At 53.3% G+C, this 17903-nt stretch carries 15 protein-coding genes and 1 rRNA gene; 9 read left to right on the plus strand and 7 right to left on the minus strand.

All coding sequences use genetic code 11. The annotated features are described in order from the left end of the window. Positions 1-176: 176 nt before the first annotated feature. Both rrf and tcdA read left to right on the plus strand, forming a co-directional pair. Positions 177-291 (plus strand): 5S ribosomal RNA (rrf, locus tag AB5Y92_RS21875). A gap of 192 nt (positions 292-483) precedes the next feature. Then, the gene (tcdA, locus tag AB5Y92_RS21880) at positions 484-1320 is read left to right on the plus strand and encodes a tRNA cyclic N6-threonylcarbamoyladenosine(37) synthase TcdA (protein ID WP_111901584.1); all 837 of its coding nucleotides are present in this window, start codon (positions 484-486) and stop codon (positions 1318-1320) included. A 21-nt stretch (positions 1321-1341) separates the two neighbouring features. Here tcdA and AB5Y92_RS21885 read toward each other — a convergent pair whose 3' ends face one another. Then, on the minus strand, positions 1342-1776 hold the full coding sequence (locus AB5Y92_RS21885; RefSeq protein ID WP_058056434.1) for a SufE family protein: 435 nt from the start codon (positions 1774-1776) through the stop codon (positions 1342-1344). A gap of 13 nt (positions 1777-1789) precedes the next feature. Beyond that, the gene (locus AB5Y92_RS21890; protein ID WP_368227793.1) at positions 1790-3010 is read right to left on the minus strand and encodes an aminotransferase class V-fold PLP-dependent enzyme; all 1221 of its coding nucleotides are present in this window, start codon (positions 3008-3010) and stop codon (positions 1790-1792) included. A gap of 181 nt (positions 3011-3191) precedes the next feature. Here AB5Y92_RS21890 and rep point away from each other — a divergent pair, with 181 nt between their 5' ends. Next, a complete protein-coding gene (rep, locus tag AB5Y92_RS21895) occupies positions 3192-5204 on the plus strand; it encodes a DNA helicase Rep (RefSeq protein ID WP_204477950.1) in 2013 nt (670 codons plus the stop codon). Between the two features lie 2 nt (positions 5205-5206). Here the strand turns inward: rep and AB5Y92_RS21900 are convergent, their stop codons facing one another. The 5 genes from AB5Y92_RS21900 to AB5Y92_RS21920 all read right to left on the minus strand — a co-directional run bounded on the left by AB5Y92_RS21900 (position 5207) and on the right by AB5Y92_RS21920 (position 11255). Next, positions 5207-7483 (minus strand): bifunctional diguanylate cyclase/phosphodiesterase, encoded by a 2277-nt coding sequence (locus AB5Y92_RS21900; RefSeq protein ID WP_181223098.1) that lies wholly within the window; start codon positions 7481-7483, stop codon positions 5207-5209. An 84-nt stretch (positions 7484-7567) separates the two neighbouring features. Next, positions 7568-8023, minus strand: a complete 456-nt coding sequence (locus AB5Y92_RS21905; RefSeq protein WP_168176865.1) for a cytochrome c5 family protein — start codon at positions 8021-8023, stop codon at positions 7568-7570. Between the two features lie 197 nt (positions 8024-8220). Then, positions 8221-9249 carry an L-threonine 3-dehydrogenase gene (gene tdh / locus AB5Y92_RS21910; RefSeq protein WP_005340852.1) on the minus strand — a complete coding sequence of 343 codons (1029 nt, stop codon included), beginning with the start codon at positions 9247-9249 and terminating at the stop codon, positions 8221-8223. A 55-nt stretch (positions 9250-9304) separates the two neighbouring features. Continuing rightward, a complete protein-coding gene (locus tag AB5Y92_RS21915) occupies positions 9305-10495 on the minus strand; it encodes a glycine C-acetyltransferase (RefSeq protein ID WP_368227796.1) in 1191 nt (396 codons plus the stop codon). Between the two features lie 115 nt (positions 10496-10610). After that, entirely contained in the window at positions 10611-11255 is a 645-nt protein-coding gene (locus AB5Y92_RS21920) for a TetR/AcrR family transcriptional regulator (RefSeq protein ID WP_042054294.1), read from the minus strand. A gap of 158 nt (positions 11256-11413) precedes the next feature. Between AB5Y92_RS21920 and rfaD the strand changes: the two genes are divergently transcribed. The 6 genes from rfaD to AB5Y92_RS21950 all read left to right on the plus strand — a co-directional run bounded on the left by rfaD (position 11414) and on the right by AB5Y92_RS21950 (position 17903). Continuing rightward, positions 11414-12370, plus strand: coding sequence for an ADP-glyceromanno-heptose 6-epimerase (gene rfaD, locus AB5Y92_RS21925; RefSeq protein ID WP_204384861.1), 957 nt, complete (start codon positions 11414-11416; stop codon positions 12368-12370). A 108-nt stretch (positions 12371-12478) separates the two neighbouring features. After that, positions 12479-14239, plus strand: a complete 1761-nt coding sequence (locus AB5Y92_RS21930) for a polysaccharide deacetylase family protein (RefSeq protein ID WP_164535775.1) — start codon at positions 12479-12481, stop codon at positions 14237-14239. A gap of 3 nt (positions 14240-14242) precedes the next feature. Continuing rightward, on the plus strand, positions 14243-14800 hold the full coding sequence (locus tag AB5Y92_RS21935) for an acyltransferase (RefSeq protein WP_368227799.1): 558 nt from the start codon (positions 14243-14245) through the stop codon (positions 14798-14800). Positions 14801-14809: 9 nt separating this feature from the next. Continuing rightward, positions 14810-15532 (plus strand): glycosyltransferase family 25 protein, encoded by a 723-nt coding sequence (locus AB5Y92_RS21940; protein ID WP_164535777.1) that lies wholly within the window; start codon positions 14810-14812, stop codon positions 15530-15532. Between the two features lie 266 nt (positions 15533-15798). Further along, a complete protein-coding gene (locus tag AB5Y92_RS21945; protein WP_164535778.1) occupies positions 15799-16737 on the plus strand; it encodes an O-antigen ligase in 939 nt (312 codons plus the stop codon). 104 nt (positions 16738-16841) lie between these two features. Then, the gene (locus AB5Y92_RS21950; RefSeq protein WP_164535779.1) at positions 16842-17903 is read left to right on the plus strand and encodes an acyltransferase; all 1062 of its coding nucleotides are present in this window, start codon (positions 16842-16844) and stop codon (positions 17901-17903) included.

A 17903-nucleotide genomic window follows, 5' to 3' on the forward strand; every position in this document is an offset into this window, starting at 1 on the left:
GTGTAAGCGCAGTGATGTGTTGAGCTAACCCATACTAATTACCCGTGAGGCTTAACCATACAACACCCAAGAAGTGTTCTAAGGCTTGTAGCAAACCTAAGCGAACTACTAATTCAGTGATAGCGAAGCCAACAGGCAGTTCGTTATTCACGTCAGCTTTCTAGATTAAGAATTTGCCTGGCGGCCATAGCGCCGTGGAACCACCTGATCCCATGCCGAACTCAGAAGTGAAACGCGGTAGCGCCGATGGTAGTGTGGCATTCGCCATGCGAGAGTAGGACACTGCCAGGCACTCAATTTAAGAACCCCGCTCATCGAGCGGGGTTTTTTATTGCCTGCAATTCAGCAAATAGCCTGATAATTGACCGTTCATTCTCTCTTCTCCGCCGTTTCTCTGTTTTCCCTCCCCGATTTTCTCCGGTTATGCCATCGCCGCTGGCTCTGGTTGCCGTTATAATGGCCGCCCTCAAGCAAGGTGGTGGTATGAAAGCGGAATATCTACAGCGATTCGGGGGCATTGCCCGTCTTTATGGTCAGAACGCCTTGCGTTCCTTTAGCCAGGCCAAGGTCTGTGTGGTGGGGATCGGCGGCGTAGGCTCCTGGGCGGCCGAGGCGCTGGCCCGTGCCGGTATCAACCAGATCACCCTGATTGACATGGACGATATCTGCATCACCAACACCAATCGCCAGATCCACGCCATGCAGGGGACTGTTGGTCGCCTCAAAACCGAGGTGATGGCTGAGCGCATTCGCGGCATCAATCCGGATTGCGAAGTGATCGAGGTGGACGATTTCGTCACCGCCGACAACCTGGCCGAGCATATCAAGCGAGAGTTTGACTATGTGGTGGACGCCATCGATTCGGTCAAGGCCAAGGTGGCGCTGATTGCCTTCTGCAAGCGTAACAAGATCCCGGTGATTGTAGCGGGTGGTGCTGGCGGCCAGATGGATCCGACCCAGATCACCGTGGCCGATCTGGCCAAGACCATTCAGGATCCGCTCGCTGCGAAGGTTCGCTCCGACCTGCGCCGGTTGCACAACTTCAGCAAGAATCCTGCGCGCAAATTCGGGGTGGAGTGTGTCTTCTCAACCGAGCAGCTGAGTTATCCGGATGGTAATGGTGGTACCTGTCAGGCCAAGGCGGCCAGCGATGGCACCATGAAGATGGATTGCGCCTCCGGTTTTGGCGCCGTGACGCCGGTGACGGCCACCTTTGGGCTGGTTGCCGCGTCCCGGGTATTGAAGAAGATTGCCGAGCGGGGGGCCCGCGCCGAGAAAGAGGCAGGGAATGAAAACGCCGGGTCGATTGGCGAAGCCTAATCGACCACTGAACAAGGCGGGTTAGACTGCCTGCTCCCGGATCGCCAGCACGATCGCTCTGAGCCCGTTACCTCGTGACGGGCTCAAGTGTTTCTCAAGTCCCAGTTCGGTGAAATACCCTTCCATATCAAATGCCTGGATCGCCGCAGACGATTGGTGGTTGAGTGCCGCCAGGACGATGACGATGAGGCCACGCACGATGCGAGCATCGGAATCACAGGCAAAGTGCCAGCAGCCATCCTCGCTTTGTTCTCCCTTCAGCCAAGCCTGGCTTTCACACCCCTTGAGGCGGAACTCCTCCTGCTGCCATTCGGCGGGTAGCGCTGGCAGCTGCTTGCCGAGCTGGATGATGAGCCGATACTGGTTCTCCCAGCCGTGGGCGGCGGCAAACTGCTGGCGGATAGTGTCGGCGTTGGGCTCAAGGCCAATCTGGGTATAGCTTGCGAGGTCACTCATTCGGTTGTCTGCCTTAGAAGAAGTCACAGAGTTTGTGCAGGGCGGCCAGCAGGGCGTCGACATCATCCCGATTGTTGTAGCAAGCCAGCGAGGCGCGCATGGTGCCGCCGATCCCGAGGGATTCCATCAGCGGCATGGCGCAGTGATGGCCGACTCGCAGGGCGATACCCTGCATGTCGAGCAGGGTAGCAGCATCTTGCGGGTGGATGTCGTCGAGCAAGAAAGAGACCGCACCGGCGCGTTGGCCGGGTTCGCCGACCAGACGCAACCCCGGCACTTGTTGCAGGCCAGCTACCAGATAGTCGGTCAGTGCCTGCTCATGTTGGGCGAGCCATTCCCTATCTTGCCCCATCACAAAGTCGATGGCGGCGGCGAGGCCGATAGCGCCAGCGATATGGGGGGTGCCCGCCTCGAATTTGAAAGGCAGGGTATTGAAGGTGGTGCCGCTGAAACTGACCCGATCGATCATCTCGCCACCTGCTTGCCAAGGCGGCATCCGCTCCAATAGCTCGGTGCGGCCCCACAACACACCGATGCCGGTCGGGCCATAGAGCTTGTGGCCGGAGAAGGCGTAGAAGTCGCAACCGATGGCTTGCACATCCACCTCGAGATGAGCCACTGCCTGGGCGCCGTCGATTAGCGTCACGGCGCCAACCGTTTTGGCGGCAGCCACTATCTCTTTGACCGGATTGACTGTACCGAGGGCATTGGAGACGTGAGCTACGCTCACCAGTCGGGTGCGTGGCCCCAGCATGGCGTGATAGGCGGCCAGATCGAGATCGCCTCGCTCATCGAGCGTGATAACCCGGATCTCCGCCCCGGTGCGCTGGGCGACCAGTTGCCACGGGACGATATTGGCGTGGTGCTCCAGCGTACTGAGGATGATTTCATCCCCCGTCTTGAGCTCGCTCATCCCCCAGCTCTGGGCAACCAAGTTGATCGCTTCCGTGGTGCCGCGGGTCCAGATCACCTCGCGAGAGTAAGGCGCATTGATAAAGCGGGCGACCGTCTCGCGGGCTGTTTCGAAGGCCCGGGTCGCGCGGCCACTCAGGGCGTGGGCGGCGCGGTGCACGTTGGCGTTGTCGGCCCCATAGTAGTGAGCGATGGCATCCAGTAACGCTTGCGGCTTCTGGGTGGTGGCGGCGTTGTCCAGATAGACCAGAGGGTGGCCGTTCACCTCCTGCGCCAAGGCCGGAAACTGGCTGCGCAGTTGGTCGTGCTGTTGCTGATTCATGCTCCCCTCATCATCCGGAAAAAGTCATCATCTCGAAAGGTCGGCCATGATCCTGAAAATAGCGCCCGAACACAAGGTGCGATAAGCCCGATGAGCGGCTGCCTGCTGTGCAGCAGGTACGGCTCGTCGGGTGATTTCTGGTACAATGCCGCCCCTCATCATAAGCCAAGAGATCCGGCCCATGAAGCTCAACCCCAATCAGAACGAAGCGGTCAAGTATGTTTCCGGCCCTTGCCTGGTGCTGGCGGGTGCCGGATCGGGCAAGACCCGCGTCATCACCAACAAGATTGCCTATCTGGTGCAGCAGTGCGGCTACAACGCTCGCAACATCGCCGCAGTTACCTTTACCAACAAGGCGGCACGGGAGATGAAGGAGCGGGTTGGCCAGACTTTGGGTCGCAAGGAAGCGCGGGGGCTGATGGTCTCCACCTTCCATACACTGGGTCTCGATATCATTCGTCGGGAGCACAAGAGCCTGAATCTCAAGGCGAACTTCTCCCTGTTCGACGACACCGACCAGCTGGCGCTGCTGAAAGAATTGACTGAAGACGAGCTCGACAACGACAAGGACAAGCTCTCGGCACTGATCAGCCAAATCTCCAACTGGAAGAACGACCTTATCCTGCCCGCCCGTGCCATGCGCATCGCCCGCGGGCCGGAAGAGGTGCTGATGGCCCAGCTCTACGAACGTTATCACCGCCAGATGGTGGCCTATAACGCGCTGGATTTTGACGACCTCATCGTGATGCCGACCCTGCTGCTCAAGAGCAATCAGGAGGTGCGCGAGCGCTGGCAGAACAAGATCCGCTATCTGCTGGTCGATGAGTACCAAGACACCAACACCAGTCAATACGAGCTGGTGAAGCAGATCGTCGGCGAGCGGGCCCGTTTTACCGTGGTAGGGGATGATGACCAGTCCATCTACTCCTGGCGCGGTGCCAAGCCGCAGAACCTGGTGCTGCTGAGCGAAGATTTCCCCAGCCTCAAGCTGATCAAGCTGGAGCAGAACTACCGCTCCAAGCGGCGGATCCTCAAATGCGCCAACATCCTGATCGCCAACAACCCGCACGTCTATGACAAGGCGCTCTTCTCCGAGTTGGATGAAGGGGTGAAGCTCAAGGTGCTGTTTGCCAAGAACGAGGAGCACGAAGCGGAGCGGATCGCTGCCGAGATGATGGGACACAAGTTTATGAACCGCACCAGGTTCAAGGATTACGCCATCCTCTATCGGGGCAACCATCAGTCGCGCATCTTCGAGAAGGCGCTGATGACCAACCGCATTCCCTACCGTATCTCGGGCGGTACCTCGTTTTTCTCCCGCACCGAGATCAAGGACATCATGGCCTACCTCAAGCTGCTGGTGAACCCGGACGAGGACACAGCCTTCCTGCGGGTGGTCAACCTGCCGCGCCGCGAGATTGGCCCCACTACCCTCGAAAAGCTCGGCCAATACGCCAATCAGCGGGGCAAGAGCCTGTTTGCCGCCAGCTTCGAGCTGGGGCTGGAGCAGCACCTCTCTGGCCGTGGCCTCACTGCATTACAGGCCTTCACCAACTGGCTGGTTCGCCTTGGCGATCAGGCGTTGCGCGGCAATCCGGTGGAGGCGGTGCGGGACATGATCAAGGAGATCCACTACGAAGAGTGGCTCTACGAGACCTCCCCCAGCCCGAAAGCGGCCGAGATGCGGATGCAGAACGTCTCCACTCTGTATCGCTGGATCACCGAGATGCTGGAAGGGGATGAGCTGGAGGAGTCGATGACGCTGGCACAGGTGGTCACTCGCCTCACCCTGCGCGACATGATGGAGCGCAACGAAGGGGAGGATGATGCCGATCAGGTGCAGTTAATGACCCTGCATGCCTCCAAGGGGCTGGAGTTCCCCTATGTCTACATGGTGGGGATGGAGGAGGGCTTGCTGCCCCACCAGACCAGCATAGATGAAGACAACGTCGAGGAGGAGCGGCGTCTCGCCTACGTGGGGATCACCCGGGCTCAGACCGAACTGACCTTCACCCTCTGCAAGGAGCGGCGTCAGTTTGGCGAGTCGGTACGGCCAGAGCCGAGCCGCTTCCTGCTGGAGCTGCCGCAAGATGACCTTGAATGGGAAAACCAGAAGAAGGTGACTGCCGAGGAGCGCCAGCAGAAGGGGCAGGTTGGTGTTGCCAACCTGCGGGCGCTGTTCAAGAAGGATTAATCCTAAGGATTGGCCGGGGTCAGTAGCGGTACTATGTCTGCTCCCGGCATGGGCGGTGAGATATAGCGCCCTTGCCCCATCCGGCAGCCGATATCAATCAGCTTCTGCAATTGCTGCTGGTTCTCGATCCCCTCGACTACCAGGGTGTAATCGAGATCCTGACAGATATCCCGCATGGCGCGGATCAGCGCCAAATCTTTGGGCGATTGCAGCATCCGCTGGGTAAAGCTGTCATCCACCTTGATGTAATCCACCGGGAAGTGGAACAGAGCGTTGAGGGAGGAGAAGCCGGTGCCGAAATCATCGAGGCTGATCTGGATACCCTTGGCGCGCAGCTCGTGCAGCGACGCCAGTGCATCGGAATCTTGTCGCGACAGTTCCCGCTCGTTGAATTCAAAAATCAGATAGCCTGGGGCGACCCCTTCCTCTTCGATGATCCCCATCAGTCGCATGATGTGGTCATGGTTGACCAGATGCTTGCCCGACAGATTGATGGCGACCTTGAACTTGCTCTGCCCGGAGATTGGCAGCCAGTTTTTCAGTTGCTGACAGGTGTGGCGCAGGATCTGGTAATCCAGCTCCAGAATCAGGCCGCACTGCTCCGCCAGCGGAATAAAGTCGAACGCATCCTTCAGAATCCCCTCCTCGGTCAGCCAGCGCGCCATCACCTCCAGTCCGGTCAGGCGGCTATCCTGCAGCCGGATCACCGGCTGGAAGTAGGGGACGATACGCCCCTCCCGCAGGGCTCTGGCCAGCATCTCTTCCGGCGAATTCCAGTTCTGGTTGATGCAATCATCCGAGTAGCTGACGATGCGACTGCGACCATTGCGCTTGGCCTGATACATGGCCAGATCTGCCTGATGGAGCAGCTGGCTGATATCTGAGGTTTGCTCGGAGACGCTCGATACCCCAAGGCTGACGGTAATGCTCAGCTCGTTGCCGAGTAGCCGGAACGGGTAGGAGAGACGGCTGATAATGCGGTTGAGCACCGGGCTGATGTCATCGTCGCTCTTGCTGCTGTCCAGATAGATGACAAACTCGTCGCCCCCCAGTCTGGCCACCAGATCGTTTTGCCGGATGCAGGTTTGCAGGCGGCGGCTCACCTCCTTGAGCAGCTGATCGCCAGCGCTGTGGCCCAGGGTGTCATTGATCTGCTTGAAGTGGTCCACATCGATAAAAATTACCGCAAATCCCGGCGATTTGTAGCGGTTGTAGTGGGTCATGGCGTGGTTGAGGTGGTTCATCAACAGCGCGCGGTTGGGCAGTTGGGTCAGCGGGTCGTGAAGCGCATCGAATTGCAGCCGCCGTTCCAGCTCCTGATGCTGCTTGAGCTGCTTTTGCAGCCTGAGGTTGGTTTGACGCAGCTGTTGCAGCCGTTGGTTGATGGAGTCTTCGGTATTGATGTCGTTGAGCTGCTGGCGGATCCGTCTCAGCTCCAGCAGCAGGGTGAGCTGACCACGCAGGAAGTCGAGAAACAGCTTGTCGTCGGTCTCCAACGGTTGAGCCGTGCTGATGATGAAGTGAGCGAAGTACTGTTGTTGCAGCCGCAGCGGCATGCTGTGCCAGTAGCGTGACTCCCTGCTCACCTCGATATTGCTGGTGCTGTGGCACAAGCCGCTGATGAACTCGTCTCCCTGATGGGGATGGGCAGGGTAGATCTTTTCCAGCTTCTGACTGGTTAACCTGACCAGCAGCATGTCCTCTATGGTGAGCATCTGGCGCAGTACCGCCTCCAGTTGGGAGAAGAGCGCCTGAGCCGGCAGGGTATTGGCGAGCCGCATGATGCGGCTGATGCTCTCGATTTTCTTTTTCCAGTTCGGGTCTTTGCGGATCAGCGGTGAAGGGAGCTCGGTGAGATGGGATCCCGCCTGGGTTTCGGTCAGCCGTTTGGCCAGACACTCCAGCAGCAGGCGCAGGGTCGGCAGGTCGGCTGGTGTGCCACGCGCCAGCAACCACTGTATCTGGCCATGCTCGATGGGGAAGACACACCACCCTTCGGCCTCATCCAGCTGGGTGAGCTGATCGGTTATGCGGGACTGCTCCCGGCCCAGCTGTTGCTTGAAGATGTCGCTGACCTTGTAGGCGTAAAGCCAGTTCAGACCGGTATCGGAGAGGCCCAGCATGCCGAAATGTTGCAGCGGGCAGAGTTGGTCAATCTGCTGGATCAGGGAATCGTAATCGTCAGACGTGGCGGTTTGTGGCGCCGGGAAGTCCATAATGGCAGAGACCAACGCCAACAGAGGAGTTGAGTAGTGGGGTTCGATGGATTGGGACGACATGTGCAACTCCCGATATGTCTACCTTACAAGAGTAGTCGGAAGCCGATAGATTGAAAGGGCCGCAATTGCGGCCCTTTCAAATACTTACAGCTTGTCGATCATGTAGTGGATGGCGTTTTCAATCTCTTCATCACTACAGTTCGCACAGGTACCGCGCGGAGGCATCATGCCGGACTTGCCGGTAAAGCCTTCAATGGCATGTTTCTTGAGAGTATCAATGCCCTGGGCGATGCGAGGATCCCAGGCTGCCTTGTCACCCCGTTTGGGGGCACCGGCTGCACCGGTGTCGTGACAGGCAAAGCAGGCGCCCTTGTATACCGTTTCGCCATCGCGGGGACCGGAAGAGGCGGCCGCCGTCGGTGCAGCATTCGCGCCGGCAATACCTTCCAGATCCTTGGCGGTATAGACCTGACCGATTGGTTTGATCCGCTCGGCAATGGCTTCCGGTGACATCTCATCGGCAGCAAGCACTGCCCCAGACAAGCTGGCGGCCGTCATCCCGACAGCCAGCAAATAGCTCAGTTTTTTCAACACGCTCATATACTCCCAGCAGTCTTTTATTATCCATGTAAACGACGGGATTATAACCGAATAGTTACAGCCATTTAAACGCTTGTGTGTGAAGTGTTAAACACTCTGCGTACAAAGTTTTGGTCGATATCACGGCAATTCGGGTAGTGGAGATAAAAAGAAACCCGGCATTCGCCGGGTTTCGGGTACCCAAGGGGTGAAATGGGTTATTTGTCCCAGCTCAGGATCACCTTGCCGGAGTGGCCGGAGCGCATCGCATCGAACCCCTGCTGGAATTCGTCGATATGGAATCTGTGGGTGATGATGGGGGAGAGATCCAGCCCGGACTGGATCAGGCTGGCCATTTTGTACCAGGTCTCGAACATCTCGCGGCCATAGATCCCTTTGATAAACAGCCCCTTGAAGATCACCTTGTTCCAGTCGATGGCCATGGTGGAGGGGGGAATGCCGAGCATGGCGATCTTGCCGCCATGGTTCATCTTGTCGAGCATCTCCTGGAAGGCGCTCGGGACGCCGGACATCTCCAGCCCCACGTCGAAGCCTTCGGTCATGCCCAGCTCGCTCATCACGTCGGCCAGCTTCTCCTTGGCCACGTTGACCGCGCGGGTGGCGCCCATCTTGCGGGCCAGCTCCAGCCGGTATTCGTTGACGTCGGTGATCACCACGTGGCGCGCACCCACATGACGGCAGACGGCGGCGGCCATGATGCCGATGGGGCCTGCCCCGGTGATGAGCACATCTTCACCCACCAGATCGAAGGAGAGGGCGGTGTGCACCGCATTGCCGAACGGGTCGAAGATGGCAGCCAGCTCGTCCGGGATGTTGTCCGGCAGCTTGAAGGCGTTGAATGCGGGGATCACCAGATACTCGGCAAAGGCGCCCGGGCGGTTGACGCCAACGCCAATGGTGTTGCGGCAGAGGTGAGTGCGCCCGGCGCGGCAGTTGCGGCAGTGACCGCAGGTGATGTGCCCTTCGCCGGAGACCCGATCGCCGATAGCGAAGCCGCGCACCTCCTGACCGATGGCGACCACTTCGCCGACATATTCGTGGCCGACCACCATGGGTACCGGAATGGTCTTCTGGGACCACTCGTCCCAGTTGTAGATGTGGATATCGGTGCCGCAGATGGCGGTTTTGCGGATCTTTATCAGCAGGTCGTTGTGGCCGAGCTCGGGGGCTGGCACATCCGTCATCCAGATGCCGACCTCTTTGTGCAGTTTGGAGAGTGCTTTCATGGCTGTTCCTTCAATATGAATGCAGAAAAAAGGGGCTGCAGCCCCTTGATTCAAATCAGATAACGCCGAGTTCACGGCCGATGCGGATAAAGGCGTCGATCGCCTTGTCCAGCTGCTCGCGGGTGTGAGCGGCAGACATCTGGGTGCGAATGCGCGCCTGACCCTTGGGCACGACCGGGAAGGAGAAGCCCACCACATAGATGCCGGCTGCCAGCATGCGGCTTGCCATTTCGGAGGCCAGTTTGGCATCCCCCAGCATCACCGGAATGATGGCGTGGTCGGCACCAGCCAGAGTGAAGCCGGCGGCGCTCATCCGTTCGCGGAAGTAACGGCTGTTCTCTTTCAGACGTGCGCGCAGGTCGTGACCTTCCGCCAGCATGTCGATCACCTTGATGGTGGCGGCAACGATGGAGGGGGCCAGCGAGTTGGAGAAGAGGTACGGGCGGGAGCGCTGACGCAGCCAGTCGATCACCTCTTTCTTGCCGGAGGTATAGCCGCCGGATGCGCCGCCGAGCGCCTTGCCCAGGGTGCCGGTGATGATGTCGACCCGATCCATCACGCCGCAATATTCGTGGGTGCCGCGACCGTTTTCGCCGATAAAGCCGACGGCGTGGGAGTCATCCACCATCACCAGCGCATCGTATTTGTCTGCCAGATCGCAGATGGATTTGAGGTCGGCGATGACGCCATCCATGGAGAAGACACCGTCGGTGGCGATCAGCTTGAAGCGGGCGCCATCGGCGTCAGCCTGCTTGAGCTGGGCTTCCAGCTCGGCCATATCGTTATTGGCGTAGCGATAACGCTTGGCCTTGCACAGTCGCACGCCGTCGATGATGGAAGCGTGGTTGAGGGCATCGGAGATGATGGCATCTTCGGCGCCGAACAGGGTTTCAAAAAGACCGCCATTGGCATCGAAACAGGAGGAGTAGAGGATGGTGTCTTCGGTGCCGAGGAAGGCAGACATCTTCTGCTCCAGCGCTTTGTGCTGATCCTGGGTGCCACAGATGAAGCGCACCGAGGCCATGCCGAAGCCATGGCTGTCGAGTCCCTGATGGGCGGCAGCGATCAGATCCGGGTGGTTGGCCAGCCCAAGATAGTTGTTGGCACAGAAGTTCAGTACCTGCTCACCGCTGACGGCGATGCTGGCCTGCTGGGCGGAGGTGATGATGCGCTCCTGCTTGTACAACCCTTCAGCTTGCACCTGGTTCAGTTGCTCGGTCAGGTGACGATAGAATCCGTTAGACATCCTCGATCCTTATTGGCTATTTCAGCTGCGTATCAACAGAGGGCGACATTTTACTGCAATCTGTTGCGGTAAATTCAAATGATTGTGCTGATATTCAACAAATGTGAAACAGATCTCACCCAGCTGGTTGGGCCAGCTGACGGTAGTGAAGTTCCAGCTGCTGGATCTGTCCGGCTACCTGGGGTTGCACATAGGGGCGCAGCAGAAACAGCACCTTCAACACGCCCTGATAGAGCAGCGGCTTGGTGATGCGGGTGTTGGGGGCCTGGGCAATCTGGAACGGGATCCAGCAGGTCACCACCATCTTGATGGTCTGGCCCAGATCCGGCAGGTCTTCATCGCTGACATCGATAATGCCGCCTTCGCGCAGGCTTCTGAGCAGCGCGACCACGGAAGAACGCATCTGCTCCTGGGCCTTGAGGTACTTCTGTTGCAGCGGTTCGTCACGGCTCAGGATGTCCGGTAGATTGGCGTAGAAGAAGCGGAACTGCCACATCAGATAGAAGATGGCATCCAGATAGCCCATCAGATCCTGCAGGGTGATCTCACGGTTGCGGGTCGGGACGAAGCTCTCGCTCAGGTGGCGGGCATACTGGTCGAAGATGGAGTGGATGATGTCTTCTTTATTGCGGAAGTGGTAGTAGAGGTTGCCCGGGCTGATGCCCATGTGCGCCGCAATATGGTTGGTGGTGATGTTGCGTTCACCCTGATCGTTGAACAGCTCGGTCGCGCTGTGAATGATCCTGTCTCTGGTTTTCATCACTCATTCCTCCAACAGGTTCCGCTCGGGGCAGTTTTGAACAAGGTCGAATCCCCGGACGGCCCGTGATAAACTTTTCGGCAATTTCAAATTGGCTCACTATACACAGCTTTAACAAGCAGTCACATGTAGCCATCAACGTACGAGAGGCAAACTCCATGATCGTAGTAACTGGCGGTGCTGGCTTTATCGGCAGCAATCTGGTCAAGCAGCTGAACGCTCAAGGACGGACCGATATCGTGGTCATTGATGACCTGACCGACGGCACCAAGTTCGTCAACCTGGTCGATCTGACCATCGCTGACTACATGGACAAAGACGAGTTTCAGGCTCGCATCGTCTCCGGTGACGAGTTTGAAGAGTGGGATAACGGCATCGAGGTGATCTTCCACGAAGGTGCCTGCTCTGCGACTACCGAGTGGAACGGCAAGTTCATCATGGAGGTCAACTACGAGTACTCCAAGGATCTGTTCCACTACTGCATCGAGCGTGAAATCCCGTTCATTTACGCCTCTTCTGCCGCGACCTACGGTGGCCGCAACGACAACTTCATCGAAGATCCCAAGTTCGAACAGCCGCTCAACGTCTACGGCTACTCCAAGCAGCTGTTTGACCAGTACGTGCGCCGCTGGATGCCGGAGATCAACTCTCAGGTTGTCGGCCTCAAGTACTTCAACGTCTACGGCCCGCGCGAGCAGCACAAAGGCTCCATGGCTTCCGTCGCCTTCCACCTCAATACCCAGGTGAAGAAGGGCGAGAATCCCAAGCTGTTTGAAGGCTGTGACGGCTTCCCGAACGGTGGCCAGATGCGTGACTTCATCTATATCGACGACGTCTGCAAGGTAAACCTCTGGTTCTGGCAGAACCCGCAGCACTCCGGCATCTTCAACTGCGGTACCGGCCGTGCCGAGCCGTTTCAGAACGTGGCCGAAGCGGTGATCAAGCATCATCAGAAGGGAGCCATTGAGTACATTCCCTTCCCGGATCACCTCAAGGGCCGCTACCAGAGCTTCACCCAGGCTGACATGACCAAGCTGCGCAGCGTGGGTTATGACGCCGCGTTCAAAACCGTTGCCGAAGGGGTTGCAGATTACATGGCGTGGCTCAACCGCTAACGGGTGAGTTTTACACTGCCTATGTAGACAAGCCGGAAGCAGGCCATACCTGTTTCCGGCTCTGTTGTTTGTCACTGTTTTTCTCAGTTTCTACCGGGTAACCACGCAATGAACATATTGATGGCACTCTCCCAGCTCGAAGTGACGGGCGCCGAGGTTTATGCCACCACGGTCGGCAACGAACTGACCCGGCGTGGTCACAACGTCTTTTATGTGTCGGATACGCTGACCAAGCCAACCCTTGGTCCCGTCTTCAAGCTTCGATTCAACAAGCGCAGTATCCTGCGCCGTTTCTGGCACGTATTTTACCTTATCTATCTCATCAAGAAGCACCATATCCAGTTGGTGCATGCTCACTCCCGCGCCTCCGGCTGGAGCAGCTATGTTGCCTGCAAACTGACCGGCACTCCGATGATCACCACGGTACATGGCCGCCAGCCGGTACACGCATCCCGCAAAGCCTTCCATGCCCTTGGATTCAGGGCCGTTGCCGTTTGCGAGGATATCGCCTGGCAGATCATCGACAACCTTGGTGTAGATCCCGCTATCGTGCAGGTGCTGCGCAACGGTATCGAGACCGGCAAGTTCCAGCCCGTGCCGGCGCCGGATAATGACAAGCCGGTGATCGCCATCATTGGCCGTTTGAGTGGCCCCAAAGGGGAGCTCTGCTACCGCCTGCTTGACGAAGTACTCGATCTGGATGCCTGCAAAGTACGGATTGTCAGCGGTACCCGCGTGCCCGAGCGTTTTGCCCGTTTTCAGGAGCGTGCCGAGTTTGTCGGTTATGTCGATGATGTGCCTGCTCTGCTGGCGGGTTGCGACCTGGTCATTGGTGCCGGTCGGGTAGCCATGGAAGCGCTGCTTTGTGGCCGCCCCGCCTTCGCCATCGGCGAAGCCAAGGCCATCGGTCTGGTGACCGAACAGAATCTGGATGAAGCGCTGGCCAGTAACTTCGGCGATATCGGTCCCAAGGATCTGGCTATCGATTTTGCTGCGCTGAAGGGCGAAATCAAATCCGCCCTAGCCAGCAAGGTTGTGCCGGAAGCCATTCGCCAGCGGATTCAGGACGAGTACGGCTTGCAGGGGGTAGTATCCGGCCTTGAAACCATCTATCAGGATGCGGTGGTTGAAACCCTGCGCCGCGAGATGCCGGTCATCATGTACCACCGCTTTATCGAACACGAAAGCGAGAAAGGGGTTCACGGTACCTGGATGCCGATCACCATGTTCGAGAAGCATCTGCGCCTGATGAAGTGGCTCGGCTACGAGACCCTGACTTTCCGCGATCTGGCGGACAAAGGCTTTATCCACCGTCTGCAATACGGCAAGAAGTACCTGATGATCACTGCCGATGACGGTTATCAGGACAATCTGACCCGCATGCTGCCGCTGCTGGAAAAATATGGTTACAAAGCAGTGGTGTACGTGGTGACTGGCGAAGGTTATAACCGTTGGGATGTGGAGCATCCGACCAATCCGGACACCAAGGTCTCATTGATGAGTGGTGAGCAGGTCAAGGCGCTGGCCGCCAGCGGTCATGTGGAAATTGGTGGTCATACCCTGACTCACCCCCGCTTGAGCAAGCTCACACCCGAACAACAAGCCCATGAAATTCAGGAGAATAAACGCCAACTGGAGGCCCTGCTTGGCCATCCGCTGCTCTCGTTTGCCTACCCTTACGGAGATATGAACGAGAGTGCCAAGGAGCAGGCTATCGCCGCCGGGTATCGTTTTGCCGTCGCTACCAATAGCGGCCCCAAAGCGATGCACCAGGACCCTTTCCAGATCCGCCGGATCGCCATCTTCCCCCGTACCGATGTGTTTGGGCTATGGCGAAAAATTCGCGGTAATTATGTATTCAGGAAGTAAGGTATGATAAATTTTCTTAAGCTATATGCACGTAATAAAGTGAGATGCCAATCTGGAAATACCATAGAGATTCTTGGTCCTGTCAGGGTCAGAAAGTGTCAAATAAAAATAAAAGGCTCTGGGAATAAATTAATATTACATTCCGGTGCCAATGTAAAAAATACCATTATTGAGATTGATGGTAATGATTGTGAGCTATCAATAGGTCGTGACTGTGTTATTGGTGAGGGATGCTATCTCTCATGCCGGGAGAGAAATATAGCATTAAACATAGGTGATCACTGCATGTTCTCTCGCAATGTTAGGGTTATGACATCTGATGGTCATGATATTTTGAAAAATCATATACGTATCAATCCCGCGAAAAATATAAAAATTGGATCACATGTTTGGTTAGCTGATGGAGTTACAGTCTTAAAGGGTGCCACCATTGGTAATGGTTCCATAGTTGGAGTGGGTGCATTGTTAACATCATCTATGCCAGCAAATTCTATGTCTGTGGGTATCCCAGCGAAAATAGTAAAAGAGAATATCACTTGGCAGGAAGATATTACTTTTTAGGAAACGTTCATGAAAATCTACGTAATTAGCCTCGTTAGGTCTAAATATCGTCGCCAACGAATCATGGAGCAAATGGCATCTTATGGTATTAAATTCGAATTTTTTGATGCAATAGATGGGAAACTTGAAAATCCACTTTTTACTGATTATGACTATAAAAAATGCCTTTGGCTCACTAGTGGGAAAATGCCAACGCGTGGTGAAATAGGGTGTTATGGTAGTCACTATTTATTATGGCTGAGGTGTGTCTCGCTCAATCAACCCATTGTGGTTCTTGAAGATGACGTTATTTTAAGTGAGTCATTCAAAGATATTATTAAAAGAATAAGAGAGGATGTGGAACAATGTGGTTTTGTTCGTTTGGAGCCAGTGGTGAGAGGTAGGCTGCATACTGTTATTGACAAGGATGAATATAAAATATCCCTAATGGAGGATAACTTTGGTGGCGCTAGAGGATACGCTATATCGCCAAGTTCTGCATCAAAGCTCATTAAGCATAGGTGGTCTGTGCCAGTAGATTGTTTTATCGGCTTACAATATTTACATGGGATGAAATCATTCGTTATTTTCCCATCGCTTATAACTCATAACGAGAAAATGGAAACAACAGTACAAACCGGATTTTCCCTGACCCATTGGTATAGAAAACCGACCAGAGAATTTTATTCTCTTTATAAAAAAATAAGAATAAAGATAGCATTTATTATAGCAACATGGAGTCTTGGTAAGTGAAAATAAAACCCTCATTATATTGGTGTTTTGATTTTTATTATATGTTACCAATGCTTATATTGTCCTGCTTTTCATTCACCACCTTTGGTGGAAAACATTACATATCAAGGCTTGTGGTTGTTATGTTTGTTATTTCGTGTGTTTTTTGTAGAAATACGATAATAAATAATCTTAAGAGAGCGGAGGTCAGGATAATACTATTTTTTTGGCTTTCTGTTGTAGTGTTTTTTTCACTTTACTGTATCTTTAGAGGTGAGCAGTTTAGTATGCCACGTACCATACTAGTGTCTATCCTATATATAGTCATTGTCCCTTGGCAAATGATTTCACTCAATATAGTAAGGCTGTCTATTGTGTTGGGTGGTGTCGCTGCTGGTATTTTAGGTGCGTATGAGTATGCTATTCTTGATATTTCTAGAATTGGTGGCGTTGTCAACCAGATACCTTTTACATTGTATGTCGCAATTACATGTGTGATTTCAATAGCTACATACCTGCAGTGTGATAATAAGTATTTGAAAACATTATCTATTATTTCTGTTTTTGGCTCGGTATTTGCCATTATAATGACTGAAGTGCGAGGTGTGTGGTTGTCAATAATTCTCACAATAATATCTCTTGTGTTATTTCAATTGCAAAGATTTGAGGCTCGTCGTATTGCGTTGATAACGGTTGCCACATTAATTTTCCTTTTTGCATTTTATTCAATCCCTGAGGTATCACAAAGAGTTAATGTTACAAAGCAGGAATTTGTAGAAATATCTAAAGGAAACATGGATACCTCAATAGGCATCCGCTTTCAACTATGGCACTCGGCAGTAGAAATAATAAAAGACCATCCATTAATGGGCGTGGGCACCAAAAAATATCCTGATTTAATGGGGCTGCAATATCAGCAAGGTATGATCTCCGAACTTGCGCTTTCATTTAAGGATGCACATTTTCATAATCAATACCTAGATAGCTATGTTCGCTATGGACTAATTGGTGTGTTAGCCATTATTGCTATTTTTCTATCACCATTTTTTTTATATGGAAAATTAGATGCGGGTGTTAAATATACTTGTTTGGCCATAGCCCTTATTTGTGTTTTTGCTGCACTGACAGATGTTCCGTTGATTCATACAGGAATAATTTATATATATATTATATATCCAGCGGCAATATTTTTATCTTGTTCAAACAATGCGTCAGGTGAGGTTTGACGTTATACATGGGAAAATAATATTCGATTAGGTATTATTAGCGGATATGGTAGTGACCTTAGTTGCTACTTTTCATTTATCGAAGTGTTGAAATTATATTAATCATGAGTTTAAGTAAAAAAAGAATATATGGAATTGATGGCCTTAGATTTATTGCTGCAATATCAGTTGTGCTTTTTCATTATCTCAGCTATTCCGTTGATAAAACATTTTTGGAGGTTTTGAAAAAGTCGGATTTTGGCTGGTTAACATCCATCTCTAAATATGGTTTTTTGGGGGTGGAGTTGTTTTTTATGATAAGTGGATTTGTTATTTTATATAGTGCCAAAGGAAAGTCATGGCAGAGTTTTGCTTGTTCGAGATTTTTAAGAATATATCCAATGTTATGGTTGGCTGCGTCAATAACTTTTGTCTTCCTTGTTTTTCTTGGTTCGACAAATAAAGAGCCATCATTGTGGCAATACCTAACAAATCTTACACTGATGCATCGATTTATATTTAATCAACCGCATTTGGATGGCGTATATTGGACGTTAACTGTTGAGCTTAGATTCTATCTGATAATTGGTATTTTGATAGCATATAATTTGCTGACAGAGAAGAACATAAAACTAATAATGTTTCTATGGGCCGTTACCGGATTGATATATCTTTTTCTAGGGAAGAATGGAAATTTTATTACAAGTGGTACCTATTTTGCTGCTGGGGTTGGTTTTTATTATATCTGGAGCAGCGGGACAACAATACATAACATTGGGTATATGCTTCTGACATTTATTATTAGTTCAATTTCAGTAGTCTTATCTCATGCATCAGAAGGTTTGTCACATAGTGTTCTCGTGATATTGATGTGTTCATTTTTTTGTATTTTCTATTTATTGGTTAATGGCTGGATACCTCCAATATCTAAAAAAATTATGACATGGTTGGGGGGGCTAACATACCCGCTATATTTACTGCATCAAGAGATTGGTTATTCATTGCTTCAATATGTCAGCAATGGCACAGGATATATATACTATGCATTATTTTTGGTACTATTAATGTCATTTTTATCATGGGGTATATATTATCTGGTAGAACCTAGGTTAAATAGATATATTGATTTTACTTTAGGGTATTTAGTAAGGAAATTTCGTGCTTCTAGTTTAACGATGAAGTATTGA

This window comes from Aeromonas sp. R1-1 (assembly GCF_040908495.1).
In the GTDB taxonomy this organism is placed as follows: Bacteria; Pseudomonadota; Gammaproteobacteria; order Enterobacterales; family Aeromonadaceae; genus Aeromonas; species Aeromonas veronii.

Coding starts and splice junctions, on each gene's coding strand:
- AB5Y92_RS21945 (WP_164535778.1), top strand. CDS start 15,799: ATGCCACGTACCATACTAGTGTCTATCCTATATATAGTCATTGTCCCT.
- AB5Y92_RS21950 (WP_164535779.1), top strand. CDS start 16,842: ATGAGTTTAAGTAAAAAAAGAATATATGGAATTGATGGCCTTAGATTT.
- AB5Y92_RS21905 (WP_168176865.1), bottom strand. CDS start 8,023: ATGAGCGTGTTGAAAAAACTGAGCTATTTGCTGGCTGTCGGGATGACG.
- tcdA (WP_111901584.1), top strand. CDS start 484: ATGAAAGCGGAATATCTACAGCGATTCGGGGGCATTGCCCGTCTTTAT.
- AB5Y92_RS21940 (WP_164535777.1), top strand. CDS start 14,810: ATGAAAATCTACGTAATTAGCCTCGTTAGGTCTAAATATCGTCGCCAA.
- rep (WP_204477950.1), top strand. CDS start 3,192: ATGAAGCTCAACCCCAATCAGAACGAAGCGGTCAAGTATGTTTCCGGC.
- AB5Y92_RS21900 (WP_181223098.1), bottom strand. CDS start 7,483: ATGTCGTCCCAATCCATCGAACCCCACTACTCAACTCCTCTGTTGGCG.
- AB5Y92_RS21915 (WP_368227796.1), bottom strand. CDS start 10,495: ATGTCTAACGGATTCTATCGTCACCTGACCGAGCAACTGAACCAGGTG.
- AB5Y92_RS21920 (WP_042054294.1), bottom strand. CDS start 11,255: ATGAAAACCAGAGACAGGATCATTCACAGCGCGACCGAGCTGTTCAAC.
- tdh (WP_005340852.1), bottom strand. CDS start 9,249: ATGAAAGCACTCTCCAAACTGCACAAAGAGGTCGGCATCTGGATGACG.
- AB5Y92_RS21890 (WP_368227793.1), bottom strand. CDS start 3,010: ATGAATCAGCAACAGCACGACCAACTGCGCAGCCAGTTTCCGGCCTTG.
- AB5Y92_RS21930 (WP_164535775.1), top strand. CDS start 12,479: ATGAACATATTGATGGCACTCTCCCAGCTCGAAGTGACGGGCGCCGAG.
- rfaD (WP_204384861.1), top strand. CDS start 11,414: ATGATCGTAGTAACTGGCGGTGCTGGCTTTATCGGCAGCAATCTGGTC.
- AB5Y92_RS21885 (WP_058056434.1), bottom strand. CDS start 1,776: ATGAGTGACCTCGCAAGCTATACCCAGATTGGCCTTGAGCCCAACGCC.
- AB5Y92_RS21935 (WP_368227799.1), top strand. CDS start 14,243: ATGATAAATTTTCTTAAGCTATATGCACGTAATAAAGTGAGATGCCAA.